We start from the raw sequence: 18008 nt of genomic DNA, 5'->3' as shown, positions 1-18008 counted from the left end.
TGAGCAGGAGCAAACAATGCAAAAAATGAAACTGGTAGTGATAGGCAACGGCATGGCAGGCATGCGCACCGTGGAGGAGCTGCTGAAGATCGCACCCGATCTGTATGACATCACGGTGTTCGGTGACGAACCACACCCCAATTACAACCGCATCATGCTGTCGCCGGTGCTGGCGGGCGAGCAGACCATCTCGGACATCATACTCAACTCGCGCGAGTGGTATGCGGAGAACAACATCACCCTGCACGTGGGCAAACGCATCAACAAGATAGACCGCATGCGGCGCATCGCCTACGCCGAAGATGGCAGCGAGGCAGAGTACGACCGCCTGTTGCTGGCCACCGGCTCCAAGCCCTTCATGCTGCCCATCCCGGGTGGTGATCTGCAGGGTGTGATCGGCTTCCGCGACATCAAGGACGTGGACACCATGATAGACACCGCCAAGCAGTTCAAGCATGCCGTGGTCATAGGCGGCGGTCTGCTCGGCCTGGAAGCGGCCAACGGCCTCAAGATCCAGGGCATGGACGTGACCGTGGTGCACAGGAACGAATGGCTGCTGGAACGTCAGCTCGACAGGACCGCAGGCAAGATGCTGCAGAAATCGCTGGAGGCCAAAGGCCTGACCTTCCTGCTGCAAAAAGATACCGAACAACTGATAGGCAAGGACGGTCGTGTCGCTGCGGTGCGTTTCAAGGACGGCCAGCAAATCCAGGCTGACCTGGTGGTGATGGCGGTAGGCATACGCCCCAATTACGCACTGGCAGAATCCGCTGGCATCTATTGCAATCGCGGCATCGTCGTCAACGACACGATGCAGACCTATGACCCGCGTGTGTACGCCGTGGGTGAATGCGTGGCACACCGTGGCATCAGCTACGGCCTGGTCGCGCCTCTGTTTGAAATGGCCAAGGTGTGCGCCACGCACCTGGCCAACTTCGGGATCGGCCGCTACGTGGGCTCGGTCACCTCGACCAAGCTCAAGGTGACCGGCATCGATCTGTTCTCGGCCGGCGACTTCAGCGGCGGCGAGGACACCGAAGAGATCGTTTTGCACGATGCGGTGGGAGGTGTTTACAAGAAGCTGATCATTAAAGATGACAAAATCATCGGCAGCGTGCTTTATGGTGATACCACGGATGGCAGCTGGTACTTTCAGCTGCTGCGTGACAAAAAGCCCATCCACGAGATCCGCGACCACCTGATGTTCGGCCAGGACAGCTTGGGCAACACCGGCCATCAGGGTCAGGACAAGGCGTCGGCGATGACCGACGAGATGGAAGTATGTGGCTGCAACGGCGTGTGCAAGGGCACCATCGTCAAGGCCGTCAAGGAAAAGGGCCTGTTCACGATAGACGACGTGAAGAAGCAGACCAAGGCGGGTTCCAGCTGCGGCTCCTGCGTGGGCCTGGTGGAGCAGATCCTCGCTTCCACGCTGGGCGGTGGCTATGCGCCGCCGTCCACCAGCAAGGCGGTGTGCGGTTGTACCGACATGAGCCACGAGACCGTGCGTCAGGAGATCCGTACCCATAAATACCTCAATATCCCGGATGCCATGCGCGGCATGGGCTGGCGCACCCCGAACGGCTGCGCCACCTGCCGCCCTGCCCTCAACTACTACCTGATCTCCACCTGGCCGCACGAGGCGGTGGACGATCCGCAATCGCGCTTCATCAACGAGCGCGTGCACGCCAACATCCAGAAAGACGGCACCTACTCGGTGATCCCGCGCATGTATGGCGGCGTCACCAGCCCGGATCAGCTGCGCAAGATCGCCGATGTGGCCGACAAATACGCCGTGCCCATGGTGAAAGTCACCGGCGGTCAGCGTATCGACCTGCTCGGTATCAGCCGCGAGAACCTGCCCAAGGTATGGGCGGACCTGGACATGCCGTCCGGCTACGCCTACGGCAAGAGCATACGCACCGTGAAAACCTGCGTGGGCTCCGAGTTCTGCCGTTTCGGCACACAGAATTCCACGCAACTGGGCATCGACATCGAAAAAGCCTTCGACCACATGTGGGCACCGCACAAGGTGAAGTTCGCGGTCTCCGGCTGCCCGCGCAACTGTGCCGAATCCGGCATCAAGGACGTGGGCATCATCGGTGTGGATTCCGGTTGGGAGATCTATGTAGGCGGTAACGGTGGCATCAAGACCGAAGTCGCGCAGTTCCTGTGCAAAGTGAAGACGGCGGAAGAGGTCATCGAATATTCGGGCGCCTTCATCCAGATCTACCGCGAAGAAGCGCGTTACCTGGACCGTACCGTGCACTGGATCGAACGTGTCGGCCTGGATTCTGTGAAGCAGCGCATCCTCGAAGACGCGGAAGGCCGTAAAGCCGCGTTCGAACGCCTGCTGTACGCGCTGCAGGGTGCCGTGGACCCATGGGCCGAGCGTGCGCAGAAACGCGACACGCACAAGGAGTTCGACACCATCACGGTATAGCCAGCATGGTATGCCCTGGCAGATCCACACACCGTCATTCCGGCGCAAGCCGGAATCCAGTCAGGCGATGGTGGGATGTGCTTGCGGCAAGCACATCACTTCCGTTAAACGATGGGTGAGTGCAAGACCCATCACCCACCCTGAATCACCTCCCTCATGCGCTTGCGAGACAAGACGGGGTAAGGTCTACATATTGAGGAGCACGTCATGCAAAAGAGTTTCTGGCAGGCTGGGCACAAACCCACGCTGTTTTCGGCATTCCTGTATTTCGACCTGAGTTTCATGGTCTGGGTGTTACTGGGCCCACTGGCGGTCCAGATCGCCACCGATCTGGTACTGAGCCCGGCACAAAAAGGCCTGATGGTGGCCACGCCGGTATTGGCCGGTGCGCTGCTGCGTATCGTCATGGGCGTGCTGGTGGATCAGATCAAGCCCAAGATGGCGGGCCTGATCGGCCAGCTCATCGTCATCTCGGCACTGGCCACAGCATGGCTGCATGGCATCCAGAACTTCCAGCAAGCCCTGCTGCTGGGCATGTTCCTGGGTGTGGCCGGTGCGTCTTTCGCCGTGGCACTGCCGCTGGCGTCACGCTGGTATCCACCCGAACATCAGGGCACGGCGCTCGGCATCGCCGGGGCAGGCAACTCCGGCACCGTGTTCGCGGCGCTGTTCGCCCCCGGCCTGGCCGTCGCGTTCGGCTGGAACAATGTATTCGGTCTGGCACTGATCCCGCTGCTGATGGTGCTGGTGGTGTACATGATCTATGCCAAGGACAGCCCGGATGCGCCTCCCGCCAAATCCCTGAGCCAGTATCTGGCCATCCTCAAGGACAAGGACGCCTGGTGGTTCATGTTCTTCTACAGCGTGACCTTTGGTGGTTTCGTCGGCCTGGCGTCTTCGCTGACCATCTATTTCAATGATCTGTATCACCTGGGCCCGGTGGTGGCCGGTTATGCCACGGCGGCCTGTGTGTTCGCAGGCTCGCTGGTACGCCCGATAGGCGGCTACATCGCCGACCGTATCGGCGGCATACGCACCCTGCTGCTGATGTATGGTCTGGCCAGTGTGTTGCTGGTCATCATGAGCCTGGGGCAGCCCAGCCTCACCAGCGCGCTGCTGGTCACCGTTCCGGTGATGGCTGTGCTGGGGATGGGTAACGGCGCCGTGTTCCAGTTGGTGCCGCAGCGCTTCCGCAAGGAGATCGGCGTGATGACCGGCCTGGTCGGCATGGCAGGCGGCATTGGCGGTTTCTACCTGGCGGCCAGCCTGGGCTGGTTCAAGCAGATGACAGGCAGCTACCAGATCGGCCTGCTGATCTTTTCCGGCCTGGCAGTGCTGGCCATCCTTGGGTTGACCGGCGTGAAGAACCGCTGGCGCACCACCTGGGGCTCGGCCGCCGCGACCTCGGCCAAGGTATAAATAGCTCATCGATGATACGCTACGCAGACCAAGTCGCCCCGGGCAGCCTGCCATGAGCTTGAAGATACGCGTAGGTCAAAGCAGCCAGACCGGACTGCGCGCCCGCAATGAAGATTATTGCGGCGTGGTCACGCCACCCGGCGAGCCATTGACCAGCAAAGGTGCACTGCTGGCCGTGGCGGATGGCGTCAGTGGCAATGCCGGTGGCCGTGAAGCAGCCGAGATGACGGTACGCAGCGTGCTGTCCGACTACTACGCCACGCCTGACACCTGGGAAGTACATACCGCGCTGGACAAGGTGTTGACAGCCGCCAACCGCTGGCTGCTGGCGCAAGCCGCCGCTAACCGCGACCTGGCTGGCATGGCCACCACCTTGTCGTTGCTGGTACTGCGTGGTCAGCGCTACTACATGGCGCACATCGGCGACACGCGCATCTACCGCTTGCGTAACGGCGAACTGGCTCAGCTGACCACGGACCATGTGTGGGACAGGCCGGACATGCGCCATGTGTTGAAACGCGCGGTCGGGCTGGACCAGCACCTGGCCGTGGATTATGCCGAAGGTGCCATGCAGGCTGGTGACGTCTATGCCCTGCTCACCGATGGCGTATGGGAGCCACTGGGTCAGAAAGCCATCCACCACGCGCTAGGCCTGTACGACAACCCGCAGATGGTCAGCGACCACTTACTCAGGAGCGCACTCAGTGCTGGCAGCCAGGACAATGTCACGGCGCTGGTAGTGCGCGTGGACGCGCTGGGGGCAGACTCGCTCAGCGATCTGCTGTCTGCTGCAAGTCAGTTAGCCGTGCCGCCCAAGTTCAAAGCAGGCGAGCACATCGATGCCTTCGAAGTGCAGGAGCTGCTGCACGAATCCCGTGTCAGCCTGCTGTACCGGGTGCGGCACCAGCAAAGTGGCCAGGTATGCGTATTGAAGACCTTGCACCCCGCGCTGGCGGAGGACCACGACAGCATGCAGGCGCTACTCAATGAAGAATGGCTGGCACGCCGCGTGGTGTCACGCTATGTGCCACAGGTGCTGCCGCTCAGCATGGAACAGCGTACTGCGCTGTATTACGTGATGAGCTGGCATGTGGGGGCCACCCTGCAACGCCGCCTGGATCAGGGCCATCACTACAGCAGCAGCCAAACGGCGGGGCTAGGCATACAGCTGATGCGTGGCCTAGGCGCGCTGCACAGACTCAACATCCTGCATCGCGACATCAAGCCTGCCAATCTGCATCTGGACGAAAGTAACCACTTACGTATCCTGGACCTGGGCGTGGCGCTGAACACCGGCATGGCGCATATCCCGGCCATGCATAACCCGGGCACGCCCAGCTTCATGGCGCCCGAGCTGTTCGAAGAGCCGACCGCCAGCGTGGCCACCGACCTGTATGCCGCCGGTGTCACGCTGTATCACCTGCTGACACGGCGCTACCCCTATGGCGAGATCGAGCCGTTCCAGCACCCGCGTTTTGGTGAACCGGTACCGCCCACACGTTACCGGCCAGACATTCCACACTGGCTGGAGAACATCCTGCTCAAAGCCGTGGCACGCGAGCCCGCTGCCCGGTTTGAAACCGCAGAAGAGTTACTGCTGGCGCTGGAACAAGGCGAACTCAAGCCCATCCTGCCACCGCAGCGCACGCCACTCATCGCACGTGCACGGCTGATCAAATGGCAGTGGATCGCGCTGCTGTCCACGGTCGTGAATGTATTACTGATTTATTTGTTGCTTGTTTCCTGAAAGAGAATGATGAACCACTGGATCAAAATCACACCGCTCGCCGATATCCCGCGTCTGGGCTCGCGCGTCATCAACAGCGCCAAAGGCGAGATCGCCGTGTTCCGCACCGAGGACGACCAGGTGTTCGCCCTGCACAACAAGTGCCCGCACAAAGGCGGCCCCTTGTCGCAAGGCATCGTCTACGGTGACAAAGTGGCCTGCCCGTTGCACAACTGGAAGATCAGCCTGGTCAGCGGCGACGCGGAAGAACCGGATGAAGGCCATACCGCCTGCTTTGCTGTTAAAGTCGAAGACGACATGGTGTATCTGGAGCTCTAATTGGCAGTCACTGAAACAAAAAGCACCTGCTGCTACTGCGGTGTAGGATGCGGCGTCATCATTGAAGCTGAAGCGGGCAAGATCACCGGCGTGCGTGGCGACCCGGATCATCCAGCCAATTTCGGCCGTCTGTGCACCAAAGGCTCCACGCTGCACCTGACTGCCAAGCCGGATGCACGCGCGCTGTTCCCGGAACTGCGCCGCAACCGCGGCGAGCTACGTCAACGGGCCAGCTGGGATGAGGCCCTGGACCATGTGGCCGAACGCTTCGCCAGCATCATCCGTGAGCACGGCCCGGACGCGGTGGCCTTTTACATCTCCGGCCAATTGCTGACCGAGGACTACTACGTCTTCAACAAGCTGGCCAAAGGCCTGATCGGCACCAACAATGTCGATACCAACTCGCGCTTGTGCATGTCCTCGGCCGTGGCCGGCTACAAGACCACGCTGGGCGCAGATGCGCCGCCAGCCTGCTATGAAGACATCGACCATACGCGCTGTCTGTTCATCGCCGGCTCCAACACCGCCTATGCGCACCCCATCCTGTATCGCCGCATCGAAGACGCCAGGGCTAAAAACCCGGATCTGAAGATCGTGGTGGTCGACCCGCGCCGTACCGATACTGCCGAAGCAGCCGACCTGCACTTGCCCATCCTGCCCGGCACCGATGTCGCGCTGTTCAACGGCATGCTGCATCTGATGCTATGGGAGGGCCTGCTGGACACGCGCTACATACAGGCGCACACCACCGGCTTTGACGCGCTGAAGAACACGGTGCGTGAATACACGCCCAAGATGGTGGCCGATATCTGCGGCATCAAGGAAGCCGACCTGATGACGGCGGCACAGTGGTTCGGAACCGGACCCACCTTGTCCATGTATTGCCAGGGCCTCAACCAGTCCACCAGCGGCACCGACAAGAATGCCGCACTGATCAACCTGCATCTGGCCACCGGGCAGATCGGCAAGCCGGGCACCGGGCCGCTGTCGCTGACTGGCCAGCCCAACGCCATGGGGGGCCGCGAAGTCGGCGGCATGGCCACCTTGCTGTCCGGCCACCGCGATCTGGCCAATGCCGGGCACCGCGCCGAAGTCGCGCGACTGTGGGGCATAGCCAGCGTGCCGGAACGCCCAGGCAAAACTGCCGTGGAGATGTTCAACGGCCTGCGTGATGGCAGTATCAAAGCCGTGTGGATCGCCTGCACCAACCCCGCGCAGTCCATGCCGGATCTCAACAGCGTGCGCGACGCGCTGGGCAAAGCCGAGCTGGTGGTGCTGCAGGAAGCCTATCACGACACCGAAACCACCGAATTCGCCGATGTGCTGCTGCCTGCCACCACCTGGGGGGAGAAAGAAGGCACGGTGACCAACTCCGAGCGCCGCGTCACGCATGTGCGTCCGGCACTGGCCGCCCCTGCAGAAGCACGTGCGGATTGGCAGATCGCCGTTGATTTTGCTCACCGGCTTGGCGCCTTGCTGGAGCAGGCTCCGGTTGCCGAAAAACTGTTCCCGTATACGCAAGCAGAACAGGTCTTCAACGAACACCGCGAGACCACACGCGGCCGCGACCTCGATATCACCGGCCTCAGTTATGCGCTACTGGATGCCCAAGGTCCCCAGCAGTGGCCGTTCCCGGCCGGAGCAAGCACTGGCAAACCACGTCTGTATACCGATGGCGTGTTCGAACAGGAAGATGGCAAGGCGCGCTTTGCCAACACCCTCTACCGCGCCACCGCCGAGAAGACCGATGCGCGTCACCCCTTGCATCTGAACAGCGGTCGTCTGCGTGACCAATGGCATGGCATGAGCCGCACCGGCACGGTGGCGCAACTGTTCAACCATGTGGAAGAACCGGCCATCCTCATGCATGCCAACGACATGCAGCGCCGCAGCATCCATCATGGCGATCTGGTCAAAGTCAGCAACAAGCGCGGCACGCTCATTTTGCCCGCGCACAACTCGGCGGACATGGCGCCGGCACAGACCTTCATTCCCATGCACTGGGGCAGCCAGTACATGAGCGGGCTGGGCGTCAATGCGCTGATGCCCAGCGCCTTTGACCGTGCCTCCAAACAGCCGGAGCTCAAGCACGCAGCGGTCAAGGTCGAGAAGATCGACCTGCCCTGGCGCATGACCGTGATGCGCACCTCGGGTGCCAATCTGGCCTTGCTGCAACAACTGCGCAGCTTGCTGGCCAAGTTTGATTTTGCCAGTTGCGGCCTGTTCGGACGCGGGGAAGGGACGGTGATCCTGCGGGCGGCTCACCATGTCACACCGGACCCGGCCATCATCGCCGAACTGGACCTGCTGCTGGGCATGGGCGACGAGGTGCCCATGCTCAATTACCGCGATGCCAAACGCGGCATCTCCAAACGCATTCTGGTCGAGGCTGAGCAGGTGACCGGTGTGCGCCTGGTCGGCGAGATATTGGCGACCGCCTGGCTCAAGGAAGTGATGGCCAACGGCCAGTTCACCGATGAACTGCGACGCTGGGCACTGGCACCACTCAGCAGCCCGCCCAGCGGTCAGCGCAGTCGCGGCAAAATCATCTGCAACTGTCTGGATGTGGCAGAAACTGATATTCTCGACATCATCAAGTTGGGTGGCAATCTGGCCGCCTTGCAAGCCAAACTCAAATGCGGGACCGAATGCGGCTCCTGTGTGCCGGAGCTGAGGCAGCTGGTCAAGCTGCATGGCAAGCACGAGGCCTGAGCCAGGCGACGATCATGGACAGATGTGGAGAGATGCAATGCAAGAATGGGTGATGAAGTGGATGCCGGTGGCGGTGCTGATGAGTTTGCTGAGTGCCGCCTATGCCACACCGGCATGGGCTGAACAAAAAGCGGGCGTGGACATTGAAGCTGTGACCGCTCAAGGCGACAAGGTGATCCTGCAGCCCAACGGACGCTGGAAATTCGTGGACACCGGCAAGGCGGCAGAAGCCGACCAGGTGGCCAAGCAATATGTGGAGAACCAGGGCTGCCCCAATGGCACCCAGGGCGGCTTCCTTGGTTTTGGGCGCTGTATCGCGCCGGGCGACAAGGACTTCAACCGGGGTTCCATGGGTGGCAAAGGGCGGTGATACCGCTTAGGCGTAATCAGCCATGCTCAAATGCAAGGGCCGCTATATGCGGCCCTTTTTATTTTGTCACTTCTGGTTATTTTGTCACTTCTGGCGGCACATTTCAGGGCGCAAGCAGCAAACTCACCTACAATCCACCCTATGAAAACCCCTAAAAGACTTGAGTCGCTGATCGAAGACGGCTTGATCGATGCAGTGAACCGTCAGCTGATGAGCGGCAAGGAAGCCACCGTGTATGTGGTGCGTTGTGGTGATGAGGTGCGTTGCGCCAAGGTGTACAAGGAAGCCAACAAGCGCAGTTTCCGCCAGAGTGTGGATTACACCGAAGGACGCAAAGTAAAAAGCAGCCGTCAGGCACGTGCCATGGAAAAGGGCTCCAAGTATGGCCGCAAGGCGCAGGAAGAAGCCTGGCAAAGTGCCGAAGTGGATGCTTTGTATCGCCTGGCCGCTGCCGGTGTGCGTGTGCCCGTCCCCTATAATTTTTATGAGGGCGTGTTGCTCATGGAACTGGTGACCGACGAACACGGCAATGCCGCGCCGAGGCTGAATGACGTGGAGTTCAGCGCCGAGGATGCGCGCAAACACCATAAAACCCTGCTCAATGAAGTGGTGCGCATGCTGTGTGCGGGCATCGTGCACGGCGACCTGTCTGAATTCAACATCCTCATCGGCAGCGAAGGGCCGGTCATCATCGACCTGCCGCAAGCCGTGGACGCGGCCGGCAACAACCACGCCAGCAGCATGCTGGAGCGTGATGTGAACAACCTGAGCGCTTATTTTGGCCGCTTTGCACCTGAGTTACTGAGCACCCAGTACGGCAAGGAGATCTGGGCGCTATATGCGCATGGCAATCTGACGCCTGAGACTGTGCTGACGGGCCGGTTCCGTGAGAGCAACAAGCCGGTCGATCTCAAGAGTGTGATCCGTGTGATTGACGACGTACGCAAGGAAGAAGCCGCGCGCAAGCTGCGGCAGGCGGAAACTTAGCCAGGGCTGAACAGCCTGGCGCTGAAGAGGCTAGTGCTGAAGAGGCTAGCGCAGAAGAAACTGGAACAGCAAGTCATGCTGAGGAAACGCATCGCATTGGGCTGAATCTGATTTGGGGCTAGCTTTCATAGCCGTTCCTCTGCAAGTTCATATGCTTTGAGTTTATCGCGTCGGCCTATGGCGATCACTGTGACATAAACAATGTCCTGATCGACGCGATACACCAGCCTGAAACCCATGCGCCTTAATTTGATCTTGTAGCAGTCTTTCATGCCGCTTAAGGCGTCTGCAGCAACGCATGGATCCTCCAGCCGTTCAGCGAGCTTTTTCTTCAGTGGTTGTTTGATACTGCCATCCAGCTTTTGCCACTCGGCTAAAGCAAGCTCGTGAAACCTTAACTTGTAAGTCATGGAGCTGGCTGATTACAAATCACTCAAATTGACATCAACAAATGGCCCATTGGCGCGCTCTTGTGCCAGCTTTGCATCTTCCAGATCTTCCAGATAAGCCATCAGTCGCTCGTAATTTGCAGCTGCCAATAAATAGGCTTCTGGACGATTGTGGTTGAGAATAGCGATCGCGCTTTCGTTTGCCTGCTTAACGATTTCAGCATAATTACGCTTGAGATCGGTGACGCTCACTGTTGAATTGGTCAGAATCGTATCCATGATGGCCTCTGCACAAATTAATTGGCATTTAATTTAGCATCAAATTAAGTTTTTTTATAGCATTTAATTGCCAAATTGAATGGGTATCCCGTTATAAAAAGCCACGTTCCGCAAACGACATGGTGGTATTACCCGCCACGATGAAGTGATCCAGCACGCGCATATCCACCAGCGCCAGCGCCTGCTTCAAGGCGGTGGTGAGTAGCTGATCCGCCTGACTGGGCTCGGCCACGCCGGACGGGTGGTTATGCGCCAGAATGAGAGCCGCGGCATTCAACTCCAGGGCGCGCTTCACCACTTCGCGCGGGTAGACGCTGGTTTGCGTGAGTGTGCCCGTGAACATCACTTCGTGGCAGATCACCCGATTCTGCGCATCCAGGAACAGCACCATGAATTGTTCACGGGGTTCTGCGCCCAGCTTCAGGCACAGGTATTCGCGCACCAGTTGCGGTGACGACAAGGCATCGCGCTGACGCAGTTGCTCACTCAGGGCACGTCGGCTCATTTCCAGAATGGCCTGCAATTGCACATATTTGCTGGCCCCCATGCCATGCACCGTACTGATCTCTGTTGCGCTGGCAGCAAAGATGCCATTCAAACTGGCAAACCTGGCCAGCAGCGCACGCGCCAGATCAACCGCACTGCAGCCACGCACCCCCACGCGCAAAAAGATGGCCAGCAACTCGGCATCTGACAAGGCCGCCGCACCCTGATGCAGCAGCTTTTCACGCGGCCGCTCTGCCGCCGGCCAATCGGTAATCGCCATCGCCCAGCCTTTCGGATAAAATTCAATGGATTAGCAAACAAGCCATTATGAAACTCCTACACATCAAAAAACTATTACTCGGAATGACTGGTGGCATCGCCGCCTACAAGGCAGCAGAACTGGTACGCCTGCTGGTCAAACAGGGCATCGAAGTGCAGGTGGTGATGACTGAAGCCGCCACGCGCTTCATCACCCCGGCCACCATGCAGGCCCTGTCGGGACGCCGTGTATACACCAGTATGTGGGATGACAGCATCGCCAACGGCATGCCGCATATCGAGCTGTCACGCGAGACGGATGCCATTCTGGTAGCCCCGGCCAGCGCTGATTTTATGGCCAAACTGGTGCAAGGTCGCGCCGATGATCTGTTGTCCACGCTGTGCCTGGCACGCGACTGTCCGCTGATGATCGCGCCAGCCATGAACCGGCAGATGTGGGAACACCCGGCCACGCAGCGTAACGCCATGCAACTGGAGATCGACGGCGTGCGTCTGTTCGGCCCGGATACAGGCGTGCAAGCCTGTGGCGAGACCGGCATGGGCCGCATGCTGGAAGCGGAACAGCTGGCCGCCATGCTGCTAACGCCACCCGTCGAGCCAGTGTTGAGCGGAAAACGCATCCTCATCACGGCTGGCCCTACCGTCGAAGCCATCGATCCGGTGCGCGCCATCACCAATTTCAGTACCGGCAAGATGGGGTATGCGGTTGCGCAGGCGGCCCAGGCCATGGGCGCCGAAGTGACACTGGTCAGTGGCCCCACGGCATTGGCCACGCCCCTGGGGGTCAAGCGCATCAACGTCACCAGCGCTGGCGAGATGCTGAATGCAGTGATGCAGCACATCGAAGAACAGCAGGTTTTCATCGCAGTGGCGGCCGTGGCGGATTACCGTCCGACCACGCCACAGCTGCACAAGATCAAAAAACAGCAACAGGCACTGATGCTGACACTGGAGCCCTGCCCGGACATTCTGGCCAAGGTGGCAACGCTGCCCAAACCGCCGTTCTGCGTGGGTTTTGCGGCAGAGAGCGAGAACGTACTGGAATACGCCGCGCAAAAACGCCTGGCCAAACAACTGCCACTGATCGCAGCCAACTTGGTCAGCATCGCCATGGGCGGAGACGACACCCAGCTGACCCTCATCGACGATCAGGGCCAGCACGCCCTGGCTGCGGGCAGCAAGCTCGCCTCGGCACACCTGTTACTGCAACATATCGCTGCCATGCTGGCAGAAAACCGCTGAAAGAAAACCACCATGTCATTGAACGTAGAACTCAAGATCCTCGATCCACGCCTGCATGGGGCCTTGCCAGCCTACGCGACACCGGGCTCGGCTGGTCTGGATCTGCGGGCCTGCATTGAGCATACCCAGACGCTGCATCCCGGTGAAACGACACTGATCCCGACCGGCATCGCCATCCATCTGGCCGATCCCGGCTATGCCGCCATGATCCTGCCACGCTCCGGTCTGGGACATAAGCACGGCATCGTGCTGGGCAACCTGGTCGGGCTCATCGATTCGGATTATCAGGGCCAACTGCTGATCTCGTGCTGGAACCGCGGCAAGGAATCGTTCCTGCTCAACCCCATGGAACGTATCGCACAGCTGGTCATCGTGCCGGTCATACAAGCCAGCTTCAGCGTGGTGGACGAGTTCGCTGCATCGGAACGTGGTGAAGGCGGCTTCGGCAGCACGGGCAAGGCCTAAAAAGCATCTTCTGGCAAAAGCACTGGCGCGCGAAGTGAATCCAGATACCAGCCTGCTGGCCGCCGCTCAGGTGATTCAACGCCTGTCACGCATGCATCACCCTGGTAGCGCAAGGATGACCATGGCATGCGGACAAGAATCCTGGTTTATTTAGCGATTGTGCTTGAGGATGATCCGGGTTTTATGGTATAAATTCGGTTTTTCGAAATTCGGAGTCAACCATGGCACGCGTATGTCAGGTAACCGGCAAAAAGCCGATGGTGGGCAATAACGTATCCCACGCAAACAACAAGACCAAGCGTCGCTTCCTGCCGAACCTGCAGAATCGCAAGTTCTGGGTAGAGAGTGAAAACCGTTGGGTCAGCATGCGTATCACCAACGCCGCACTGCGTACCATCGACAAGAACGGCATCGACGCTGTTCTGGCTGATATGCGCGCCGCTGGCGAGAATATCTAAGGACTGAATCATGCGTGAAAAAATCAAGCTCGAATCCAGCGCCGGTACTGGTCACTTCTACACCACGACCAAGAACAAGCGCACCATGCCTGAGAAGATGGAGATCAAGAAGTTTGATCCAGTCGCTCGCAAGCATGTGATGTACAAAGAAACCAAGCTCAAGTAATCGAGGTTTGGTGATCATGAAAAAGCCCGCAGCTGCGGGCTTTTTTATTGTCCAGTGTTTTACCTTTATACAGCCTTAAGGCTGTATTTTAGCCTTGCGCACCGCGCGTCCATCAAGGGCGCTTTAGAGGACGCAACACATCTGGCGTAGTCCTCTCATCTGGCCCGGCGAGCCATCAGCAACACCGGGGCAGATTGTGCTTCAGCTCATGCGGTAACTGCGCAGACGACGCGAGAACTCCTGCAAGGCTTCGATACCGCTAGCCTCCGCCTGGTGACACCAGTCTTCCAGGGCTTTCAACAATTGCTCCTGACTGGCCGAGGAGCGCGCCCAGATCGCCGCCAGCTCCTGCTTGAGTCGATAGAGGGTCTCCAGTTGCGCGCTATGCCGCAAGGTGGCCGCCAGAGCCTGGCGGTCATGCACCGGTAGCCGCGCCGCATCCAGATGCAGCCAGTGGCGCAGGCGCTCGATGGTGAGCGGCTCATGCCCTTCCTGTTGCGATAGCTGGCGCAATTTGGCGATCTCCTGCTTGCAGGCACGCTTGATGACCAGACCGTACTTGCCCATCACATCGAAACGATGGGTGATCACTGCTTGCAAGGTATCCAGGTCACAGCGCGTCTTGGCCCAGTCAAAACGGATCTGCGGTGCCAGCTTCTTGACGCGCGCCAGACCGGATAACTCCATCATGCGGATGTACATCCAGCCTATATCGAACTCATACCACTTGCTGGACAGCCGTGCCGAGGTGGCATAGGCATGGTGGTTGTTGTGCAGCTCTTCACCGCCAATGAGGATGCCCCAGGGCAACAGATTGGTACTGGCATCGTCGGCGGCAAAATTGCGGTAACCCCAATAGTGTCCAGCGCCGTTGATGATGCCGGCTGCAGTCACCGGGATCCATAGCATCTGCACCGCCCAGATGCTGATGCCGATAGGCCCGAACAGCACCAGATCGATCACGAACATCAGCGTGATGCCCAGGCTGCTGTGCTTCACATACACATTGCGTTCCAGCCAGTCATCCGGGGTGCCACTGCCGTACTTGTCCATGGTCTCGTTATTTTTGGATTCGGCGCGGTACAGCTCTGCACCGCGCCAAAGCACTTCTTTGATACCACGGGTCTGCGGACTGTGCGGATCTTCTTCTGTCTCGCAGCGCGCATGGTGCTTGCGGTGTATGGAGGCCCATTGCTTGGTCTGGATGCCGGTGGTCAGCCACAACCAGAAACGGAAGAAATGGCTGATGACGGGATGCAGGTCCAAAGCACGGTGCGCCTGACAGCGGTGCAGGAAAATAGTGACCGCGGCGATGGTGACATGGGTCAAGCCCAGCGCCACCAGCACCACGCCCCACCAGGGTAGATCGATCATTCCACTCAACATAGCAGGCCCTTACTTTTCCAGTATTTCTTTATGTGCGTCTTCAATTGCAGAAGCCGCTGCGCCAGCAGTATTCAACACGCGCACCTCACGCTGCGGGAACGGGATGCTGATGTTGTGTTTCTTGAAGGCATGCCACATGTCCATATAGATCGCCGACTGCAGCGCAGCTGTGCCATTCTCCGCGTCCGCCACCCAGACGTTCAACAGCAGATCGATACCGCTATCGGCAAAGCCCTTTAGCAGCACATTTGGTTCGGGATCGGCCAGGACACGCTCCTGCGTTCTGGCCGCCTCCAGCATCAACTGCATGGCCTGTTCCAGTGGCGTTTCGTAGCTGACCTGCACCGCCATCTGCACGCGTACTTTACGATCTGTCATGGAATGATTGATGACCAGATCGGTGACCATGGTCTCATTCGGGATGATCACTTCGGTGTTGTCCAGCTTGCGTAACACCATGTAGCGAGAGCGCAGCTCACTGACCACGCCATAATGGCCCTGCACAGTGACGATGTCGCCGATGTGGATGGATTCATCCAGCAGGATGATAAAGCCGCTGGCGTAGTTGCTGGCGATCTTCTGGAGACCAAAACCCAGGCCCACGCCCAGCGCCCCACCAAACACCGACAACAGGGTGATGTCCAGCCCCACCGCAGACAAGGCCATCAGGATAGCAAGCAGCGAGAACAGGATACGCACCACCTTGGTCAGCACCACCCGCATGTTCATGTTGAGGTGCTGGGAGGCCATCAGACGGTTCTCCACCATACGCGACAGCCACAGCGCTACGAACAGGGTGACCAGAATGATGAACACCGCCTGCAACACCAGCCACACGTCAAACTGGGTTTTGCCTATCTTGAAGGTGATGCTTTCCATGACTTCGATGGCGTCTTGCGTCAAACCGGTCATCTGGAAGGCGAGTATCAGCCAGATCAAACCAGCGATGGCATGTTCCATGGTGCGCAGCCAACTGCCGGGCGCGAAGATATAACGCAGCGCATAGACGACAAGACGTATCACTGCCATGGCCAGCAACAGCGTAGAAGCAAGGCGCAACATGCTGGTGTGCTGCCATTCCTGCAGCAGCAAGGCGCCCACACTGACAAACAGCTGCGAGCTGAGCGGGAATAACACGCGGTTGATACCGCCGATAGCGATCTTCCAGCTTTCACGTGCATGACGTACCACATAAGCACGCAGCAGGCCGTTGATGGACCAGGCCAGCCCCAGGCTGACCACGATCACCAGGATCTGCCACAACATGGCCGGGGTGTGCAGGTCGGCCTGCAGCTCCTGCCAGATCAATTGAATTTCACTGTTCATACACTAGATCGCCACTTAAAAATCACAATGCCAAAAACTCACTTACAACAAGAAGATGGTAGCAAGACCAAGGAAGATGAAGAATCCGCCGCTGTCGGTCATGGCGGTGATCAACACACTGGAACCGACTGCAGGATCACGGCCGAACTTGGTCATCCACAGCGGGATCATCACCCCCATCACCGCTGCCAGCAGCAGGTTCAAGGTCATGGCACCCGTCATCACCAGACCCAGCGCCATATTGCCGTACAGCAGGAACGCGACCAGGCCGAGCACGCTGCCCCAGATCAGCCCGTTCAATAGGCTGACGCCCAGTTCTTTCTTGAGCAATGATTTCATGTTGTGCCCGGCGATCTGGCCCAGCGCCAGGCCGCGCACGATCATGGTGGTGGTCTGGTTGCCGGAATTACCGCCTATGCCCGCCACGATAGGCATCAGTGCAGCTAGTGCCACGATCTTCTCGATTGAGCCCTCGAACACCCCGATGACACGCGACGCGATAAAGGCGGTGACCAGGTTGATAGCCAGCCAGGCCCAGCGGTTCTGTACCGATTTCCATACGCTGGAGAACATGTCTTCTTCTTCACGCAGACCGGCCATGGACAGCATGTCGCTCTCGGCTTCCTCGCGGATATAGTCCATCACCGTGTCCACGGTCAGACGCCCCACCAGCTTGTTGTTCTCGTCCACCACCGGTGCCGTCACCAGGTCATAGCGCTCGAAGGCCTTGGCGGCTTCGTCGGCCGTGTCTTCCGGGTGGAACACCACCGTATCTTCGGCCATGACGTCGGCCACGCCGGATTCCAGGTCCTTGACCACCAGACGCTTCAGCGGCAACACGCCGCGCAGGATGTCATGTCTGTCCACCACGAACAGCTTGTCGGTGTGGTCGGGCAGGCTGCCTATCCTTCTCAGATAGCGCAGCGCTACTTCCAGCGTAATGTCTTCGCGTATGGTGACGATATCGAAGTCCATGAGCGCGCCTACGGCGTCATCCGGATAGGACAGCGCAGACTGCAGGCGCTCGCGGTTGCGACTGTCCAGACTATCCAGCAGCTCCTGCAGCACGTCTTTGGGTAAATCGGGTGCCAGGTCGGCCAGTTCGTCCGTGTCGAGTTGCTCGGCAGCGGCCAGCAACTCTTCGCTATCCATATCGGCGATCAGCGTCTGGCGTACCGCATCGGATACTTCCAGCAGGATCTCGCCGTCACGCTCCGCCTTGACCAGCTCCCACACATCGAGACGCTGCTCCAATGGCAGCGCTTCCAGGATGTAAGCAACGTCGGCAGGGTGCAGAGCGTCCAGCTTTTTTTGCAGCTCAGCCAGATTCTGCTTGTGCACCAGCGACTCGACCAAGGCGTGTTTGGGCATGTCCTGCTTGTGGACCAGCCCCTCAACCAGCTTGTGGCGATTCAGCAGCGTAATGATCTGCTGCAGGCTCTCGGCCAGACTTTCTTTGGTTTCCTGTACATCGGTCATGGGTTCAATCCGGATGACAAGCTGAGCTTGCGCGTTGATGGAAGCAATTGCTTTATT

The 18008-nt window shown here is 59.1% G+C and carries 17 protein-coding genes; 11 read left to right on the top strand and 6 right to left on the bottom strand.

What is annotated here, in order from left to right:
- Positions 1 to 16 precede the first annotated feature (16 nt).
- The 7 genes from nirB to ED236_RS05700 all read left to right on the top strand — a co-directional run bounded on the left by nirB (position 17) and on the right by ED236_RS05700 (position 9996).
- Positions 17 to 2443 carry a nitrite reductase large subunit NirB gene (gene nirB / locus ED236_RS05730; protein ID WP_123236974.1) on the top strand — a complete coding sequence of 809 codons (2427 nt, stop codon included), beginning with the start codon at positions 17 to 19 and terminating at the stop codon, positions 2441 to 2443.
- Positions 2444 to 2650: 207 nt separating this feature from the next.
- Complete coding sequence (locus tag ED236_RS05725; protein WP_123236973.1) at positions 2651 to 3862, top strand: nitrate/nitrite transporter; 1212 nt, start codon at positions 2651 to 2653, stop codon at positions 3860 to 3862.
- A gap of 52 nt (positions 3863 to 3914) precedes the next feature.
- Positions 3915 to 5609: a bifunctional protein-serine/threonine kinase/phosphatase gene (locus ED236_RS05720; RefSeq protein ID WP_123236972.1), complete on the top strand. Its 1695-nt coding sequence runs from the start codon at positions 3915 to 3917 to the stop codon at positions 5607 to 5609.
- A 9-nt stretch (positions 5610 to 5618) separates the two neighbouring features.
- Complete coding sequence (nirD, locus tag ED236_RS05715) at positions 5619 to 5927, top strand: nitrite reductase small subunit NirD (protein ID WP_123237139.1); 309 nt, start codon at positions 5619 to 5621, stop codon at positions 5925 to 5927.
- Entirely contained in the window at positions 5928 to 8639 is a 2712-nt protein-coding gene (locus ED236_RS05710) for a nitrate reductase (protein WP_123236971.1), read from the top strand.
- A gap of 37 nt (positions 8640 to 8676) precedes the next feature.
- Positions 8677 to 9009: a hypothetical protein gene (locus ED236_RS05705; RefSeq protein ID WP_240032041.1), complete on the top strand. Its 333-nt coding sequence runs from the start codon at positions 8677 to 8679 to the stop codon at positions 9007 to 9009.
- A 141-nt stretch (positions 9010 to 9150) separates the two neighbouring features.
- Positions 9151 to 9996 (top strand): PA4780 family RIO1-like protein kinase, encoded by an 846-nt coding sequence (locus ED236_RS05700; RefSeq protein WP_123236970.1) that lies wholly within the window; start codon positions 9151 to 9153, stop codon positions 9994 to 9996.
- Between the two features lie 125 nt (positions 9997 to 10121).
- On the opposite strand, the gene ED236_RS05695 is transcribed toward ED236_RS05700, so the two are convergent.
- The 3 genes from ED236_RS05695 to radC all read right to left on the bottom strand — a co-directional run bounded on the left by ED236_RS05695 (position 10122) and on the right by radC (position 11430).
- Entirely contained in the window at positions 10122 to 10406 is a 285-nt protein-coding gene (locus ED236_RS05695; RefSeq protein ID WP_123236969.1) for a type II toxin-antitoxin system RelE family toxin, read from the bottom strand.
- Between the two features lie 12 nt (positions 10407 to 10418).
- A complete protein-coding gene (locus ED236_RS05690; RefSeq protein ID WP_123236968.1) occupies positions 10419 to 10664 on the bottom strand; it encodes a type II toxin-antitoxin system Phd/YefM family antitoxin in 246 nt (81 codons plus the stop codon).
- Between the two features lie 91 nt (positions 10665 to 10755).
- A complete protein-coding gene (radC, locus tag ED236_RS05685; protein ID WP_123236967.1) occupies positions 10756 to 11430 on the bottom strand; it encodes a RadC family protein in 675 nt (224 codons plus the stop codon).
- A 47-nt stretch (positions 11431 to 11477) separates the two neighbouring features.
- Between radC and coaBC the strand changes: the two genes are divergently transcribed.
- The 4 genes from coaBC (at position 11478) to rpmG (ending at position 13760) form a co-directional block, all read left to right on the top strand.
- Positions 11478 to 12671: a bifunctional phosphopantothenoylcysteine decarboxylase/phosphopantothenate--cysteine ligase CoaBC gene (coaBC, locus tag ED236_RS05680; RefSeq protein WP_123236966.1), complete on the top strand. Its 1194-nt coding sequence runs from the start codon at positions 11478 to 11480 to the stop codon at positions 12669 to 12671.
- A 12-nt stretch (positions 12672 to 12683) separates the two neighbouring features.
- Positions 12684 to 13136: a dUTP diphosphatase gene (gene dut / locus ED236_RS05675; RefSeq protein ID WP_123236965.1), complete on the top strand. Its 453-nt coding sequence runs from the start codon at positions 12684 to 12686 to the stop codon at positions 13134 to 13136.
- A gap of 221 nt (positions 13137 to 13357) precedes the next feature.
- Positions 13358 to 13594 carry a 50S ribosomal protein L28 gene (rpmB, locus tag ED236_RS05670; RefSeq protein ID WP_123236964.1) on the top strand — a complete coding sequence of 79 codons (237 nt, stop codon included), beginning with the start codon at positions 13358 to 13360 and terminating at the stop codon, positions 13592 to 13594.
- 10 nt (positions 13595 to 13604) lie between these two features.
- Positions 13605 to 13760 carry a 50S ribosomal protein L33 gene (gene rpmG, locus ED236_RS05665; protein ID WP_013441158.1) on the top strand — a complete coding sequence of 52 codons (156 nt, stop codon included), beginning with the start codon at positions 13605 to 13607 and terminating at the stop codon, positions 13758 to 13760.
- A gap of 201 nt (positions 13761 to 13961) precedes the next feature.
- Here the strand turns inward: rpmG and ED236_RS05660 are convergent, their stop codons facing one another.
- Genes ED236_RS05660 through mgtE form a run of 3 tightly spaced genes read right to left on the bottom strand, consistent with a single transcriptional unit; the run spans position 13962 to position 17951 of the window.
- Complete coding sequence (locus ED236_RS05660) at positions 13962 to 15146, bottom strand: DesA family fatty acid desaturase (RefSeq protein WP_123236963.1); 1185 nt, start codon at positions 15144 to 15146, stop codon at positions 13962 to 13964.
- 9 nt (positions 15147 to 15155) lie between these two features.
- Positions 15156 to 16472, bottom strand: a complete 1317-nt coding sequence (locus ED236_RS05655; protein ID WP_123236962.1) for a mechanosensitive ion channel family protein — start codon at positions 16470 to 16472, stop codon at positions 15156 to 15158.
- Positions 16473 to 16514: 42 nt separating this feature from the next.
- On the bottom strand, positions 16515 to 17951 hold the full coding sequence (gene mgtE / locus ED236_RS05650) for a magnesium transporter (RefSeq protein ID WP_123236961.1): 1437 nt from the start codon (positions 17949 to 17951) through the stop codon (positions 16515 to 16517).
- Positions 17952 to 18008 lie beyond the last annotated feature (57 nt).

The organism is Pseudomethylobacillus aquaticus, assembly GCF_003730115.1.
Classification (GTDB): Bacteria; Pseudomonadota; Gammaproteobacteria; order Burkholderiales; family Methylophilaceae; genus Pseudomethylobacillus; species Pseudomethylobacillus aquaticus.
The sequence above is the reverse complement of the archived record's forward strand: the minus strand, read 5'-3'. Positions and strand labels throughout refer to the sequence as shown.

Excerpts from the sequence above, each read along its gene's own strand:
- dut (WP_123236965.1), top strand. The coding sequence starts at position 12,684 with ATGTCATTGAACGTAGAACTCAAGATCCTCGATCCACGCCTGCATGGG.
- coaBC (WP_123236966.1), top strand. The coding sequence starts at position 11,478 with ATGAAACTCCTACACATCAAAAAACTATTACTCGGAATGACTGGTGGC.
- ED236_RS05700 (WP_123236970.1), top strand. The coding sequence starts at position 9,151 with ATGAAAACCCCTAAAAGACTTGAGTCGCTGATCGAAGACGGCTTGATC.
- ED236_RS05690 (WP_123236968.1), bottom strand. The coding sequence starts at position 10,664 with ATGGATACGATTCTGACCAATTCAACAGTGAGCGTCACCGATCTCAAG.
- nirD (WP_123237139.1), top strand. The coding sequence starts at position 5,619 with ATGAACCACTGGATCAAAATCACACCGCTCGCCGATATCCCGCGTCTG.
- rpmB (WP_123236964.1), top strand. The coding sequence starts at position 13,358 with ATGGCACGCGTATGTCAGGTAACCGGCAAAAAGCCGATGGTGGGCAAT.
- rpmG (WP_013441158.1), top strand. The coding sequence starts at position 13,605 with ATGCGTGAAAAAATCAAGCTCGAATCCAGCGCCGGTACTGGTCACTTC.
- radC (WP_123236967.1), bottom strand. The coding sequence starts at position 11,430 with ATGGCGATTACCGATTGGCCGGCGGCAGAGCGGCCGCGTGAAAAGCTG.
- mgtE (WP_123236961.1), bottom strand. The coding sequence starts at position 17,951 with ATGACCGATGTACAGGAAACCAAAGAAAGTCTGGCCGAGAGCCTGCAG.
- ED236_RS05695 (WP_123236969.1), bottom strand. The coding sequence starts at position 10,406 with ATGACTTACAAGTTAAGGTTTCACGAGCTTGCTTTAGCCGAGTGGCAA.
- ED236_RS05660 (WP_123236963.1), bottom strand. The coding sequence starts at position 15,146 with ATGTTGAGTGGAATGATCGATCTACCCTGGTGGGGCGTGGTGCTGGTG.
- ED236_RS05655 (WP_123236962.1), bottom strand. The coding sequence starts at position 16,472 with ATGAACAGTGAAATTCAATTGATCTGGCAGGAGCTGCAGGCCGACCTG.
- ED236_RS05720 (WP_123236972.1), top strand. The coding sequence starts at position 3,915 with ATGAGCTTGAAGATACGCGTAGGTCAAAGCAGCCAGACCGGACTGCGC.
- ED236_RS05705 (WP_240032041.1), top strand. The coding sequence starts at position 8,677 with ATGCAAGAATGGGTGATGAAGTGGATGCCGGTGGCGGTGCTGATGAGT.
- nirB (WP_123236974.1), top strand. The coding sequence starts at position 17 with ATGCAAAAAATGAAACTGGTAGTGATAGGCAACGGCATGGCAGGCATG.
- ED236_RS05725 (WP_123236973.1), top strand. The coding sequence starts at position 2,651 with ATGCAAAAGAGTTTCTGGCAGGCTGGGCACAAACCCACGCTGTTTTCG.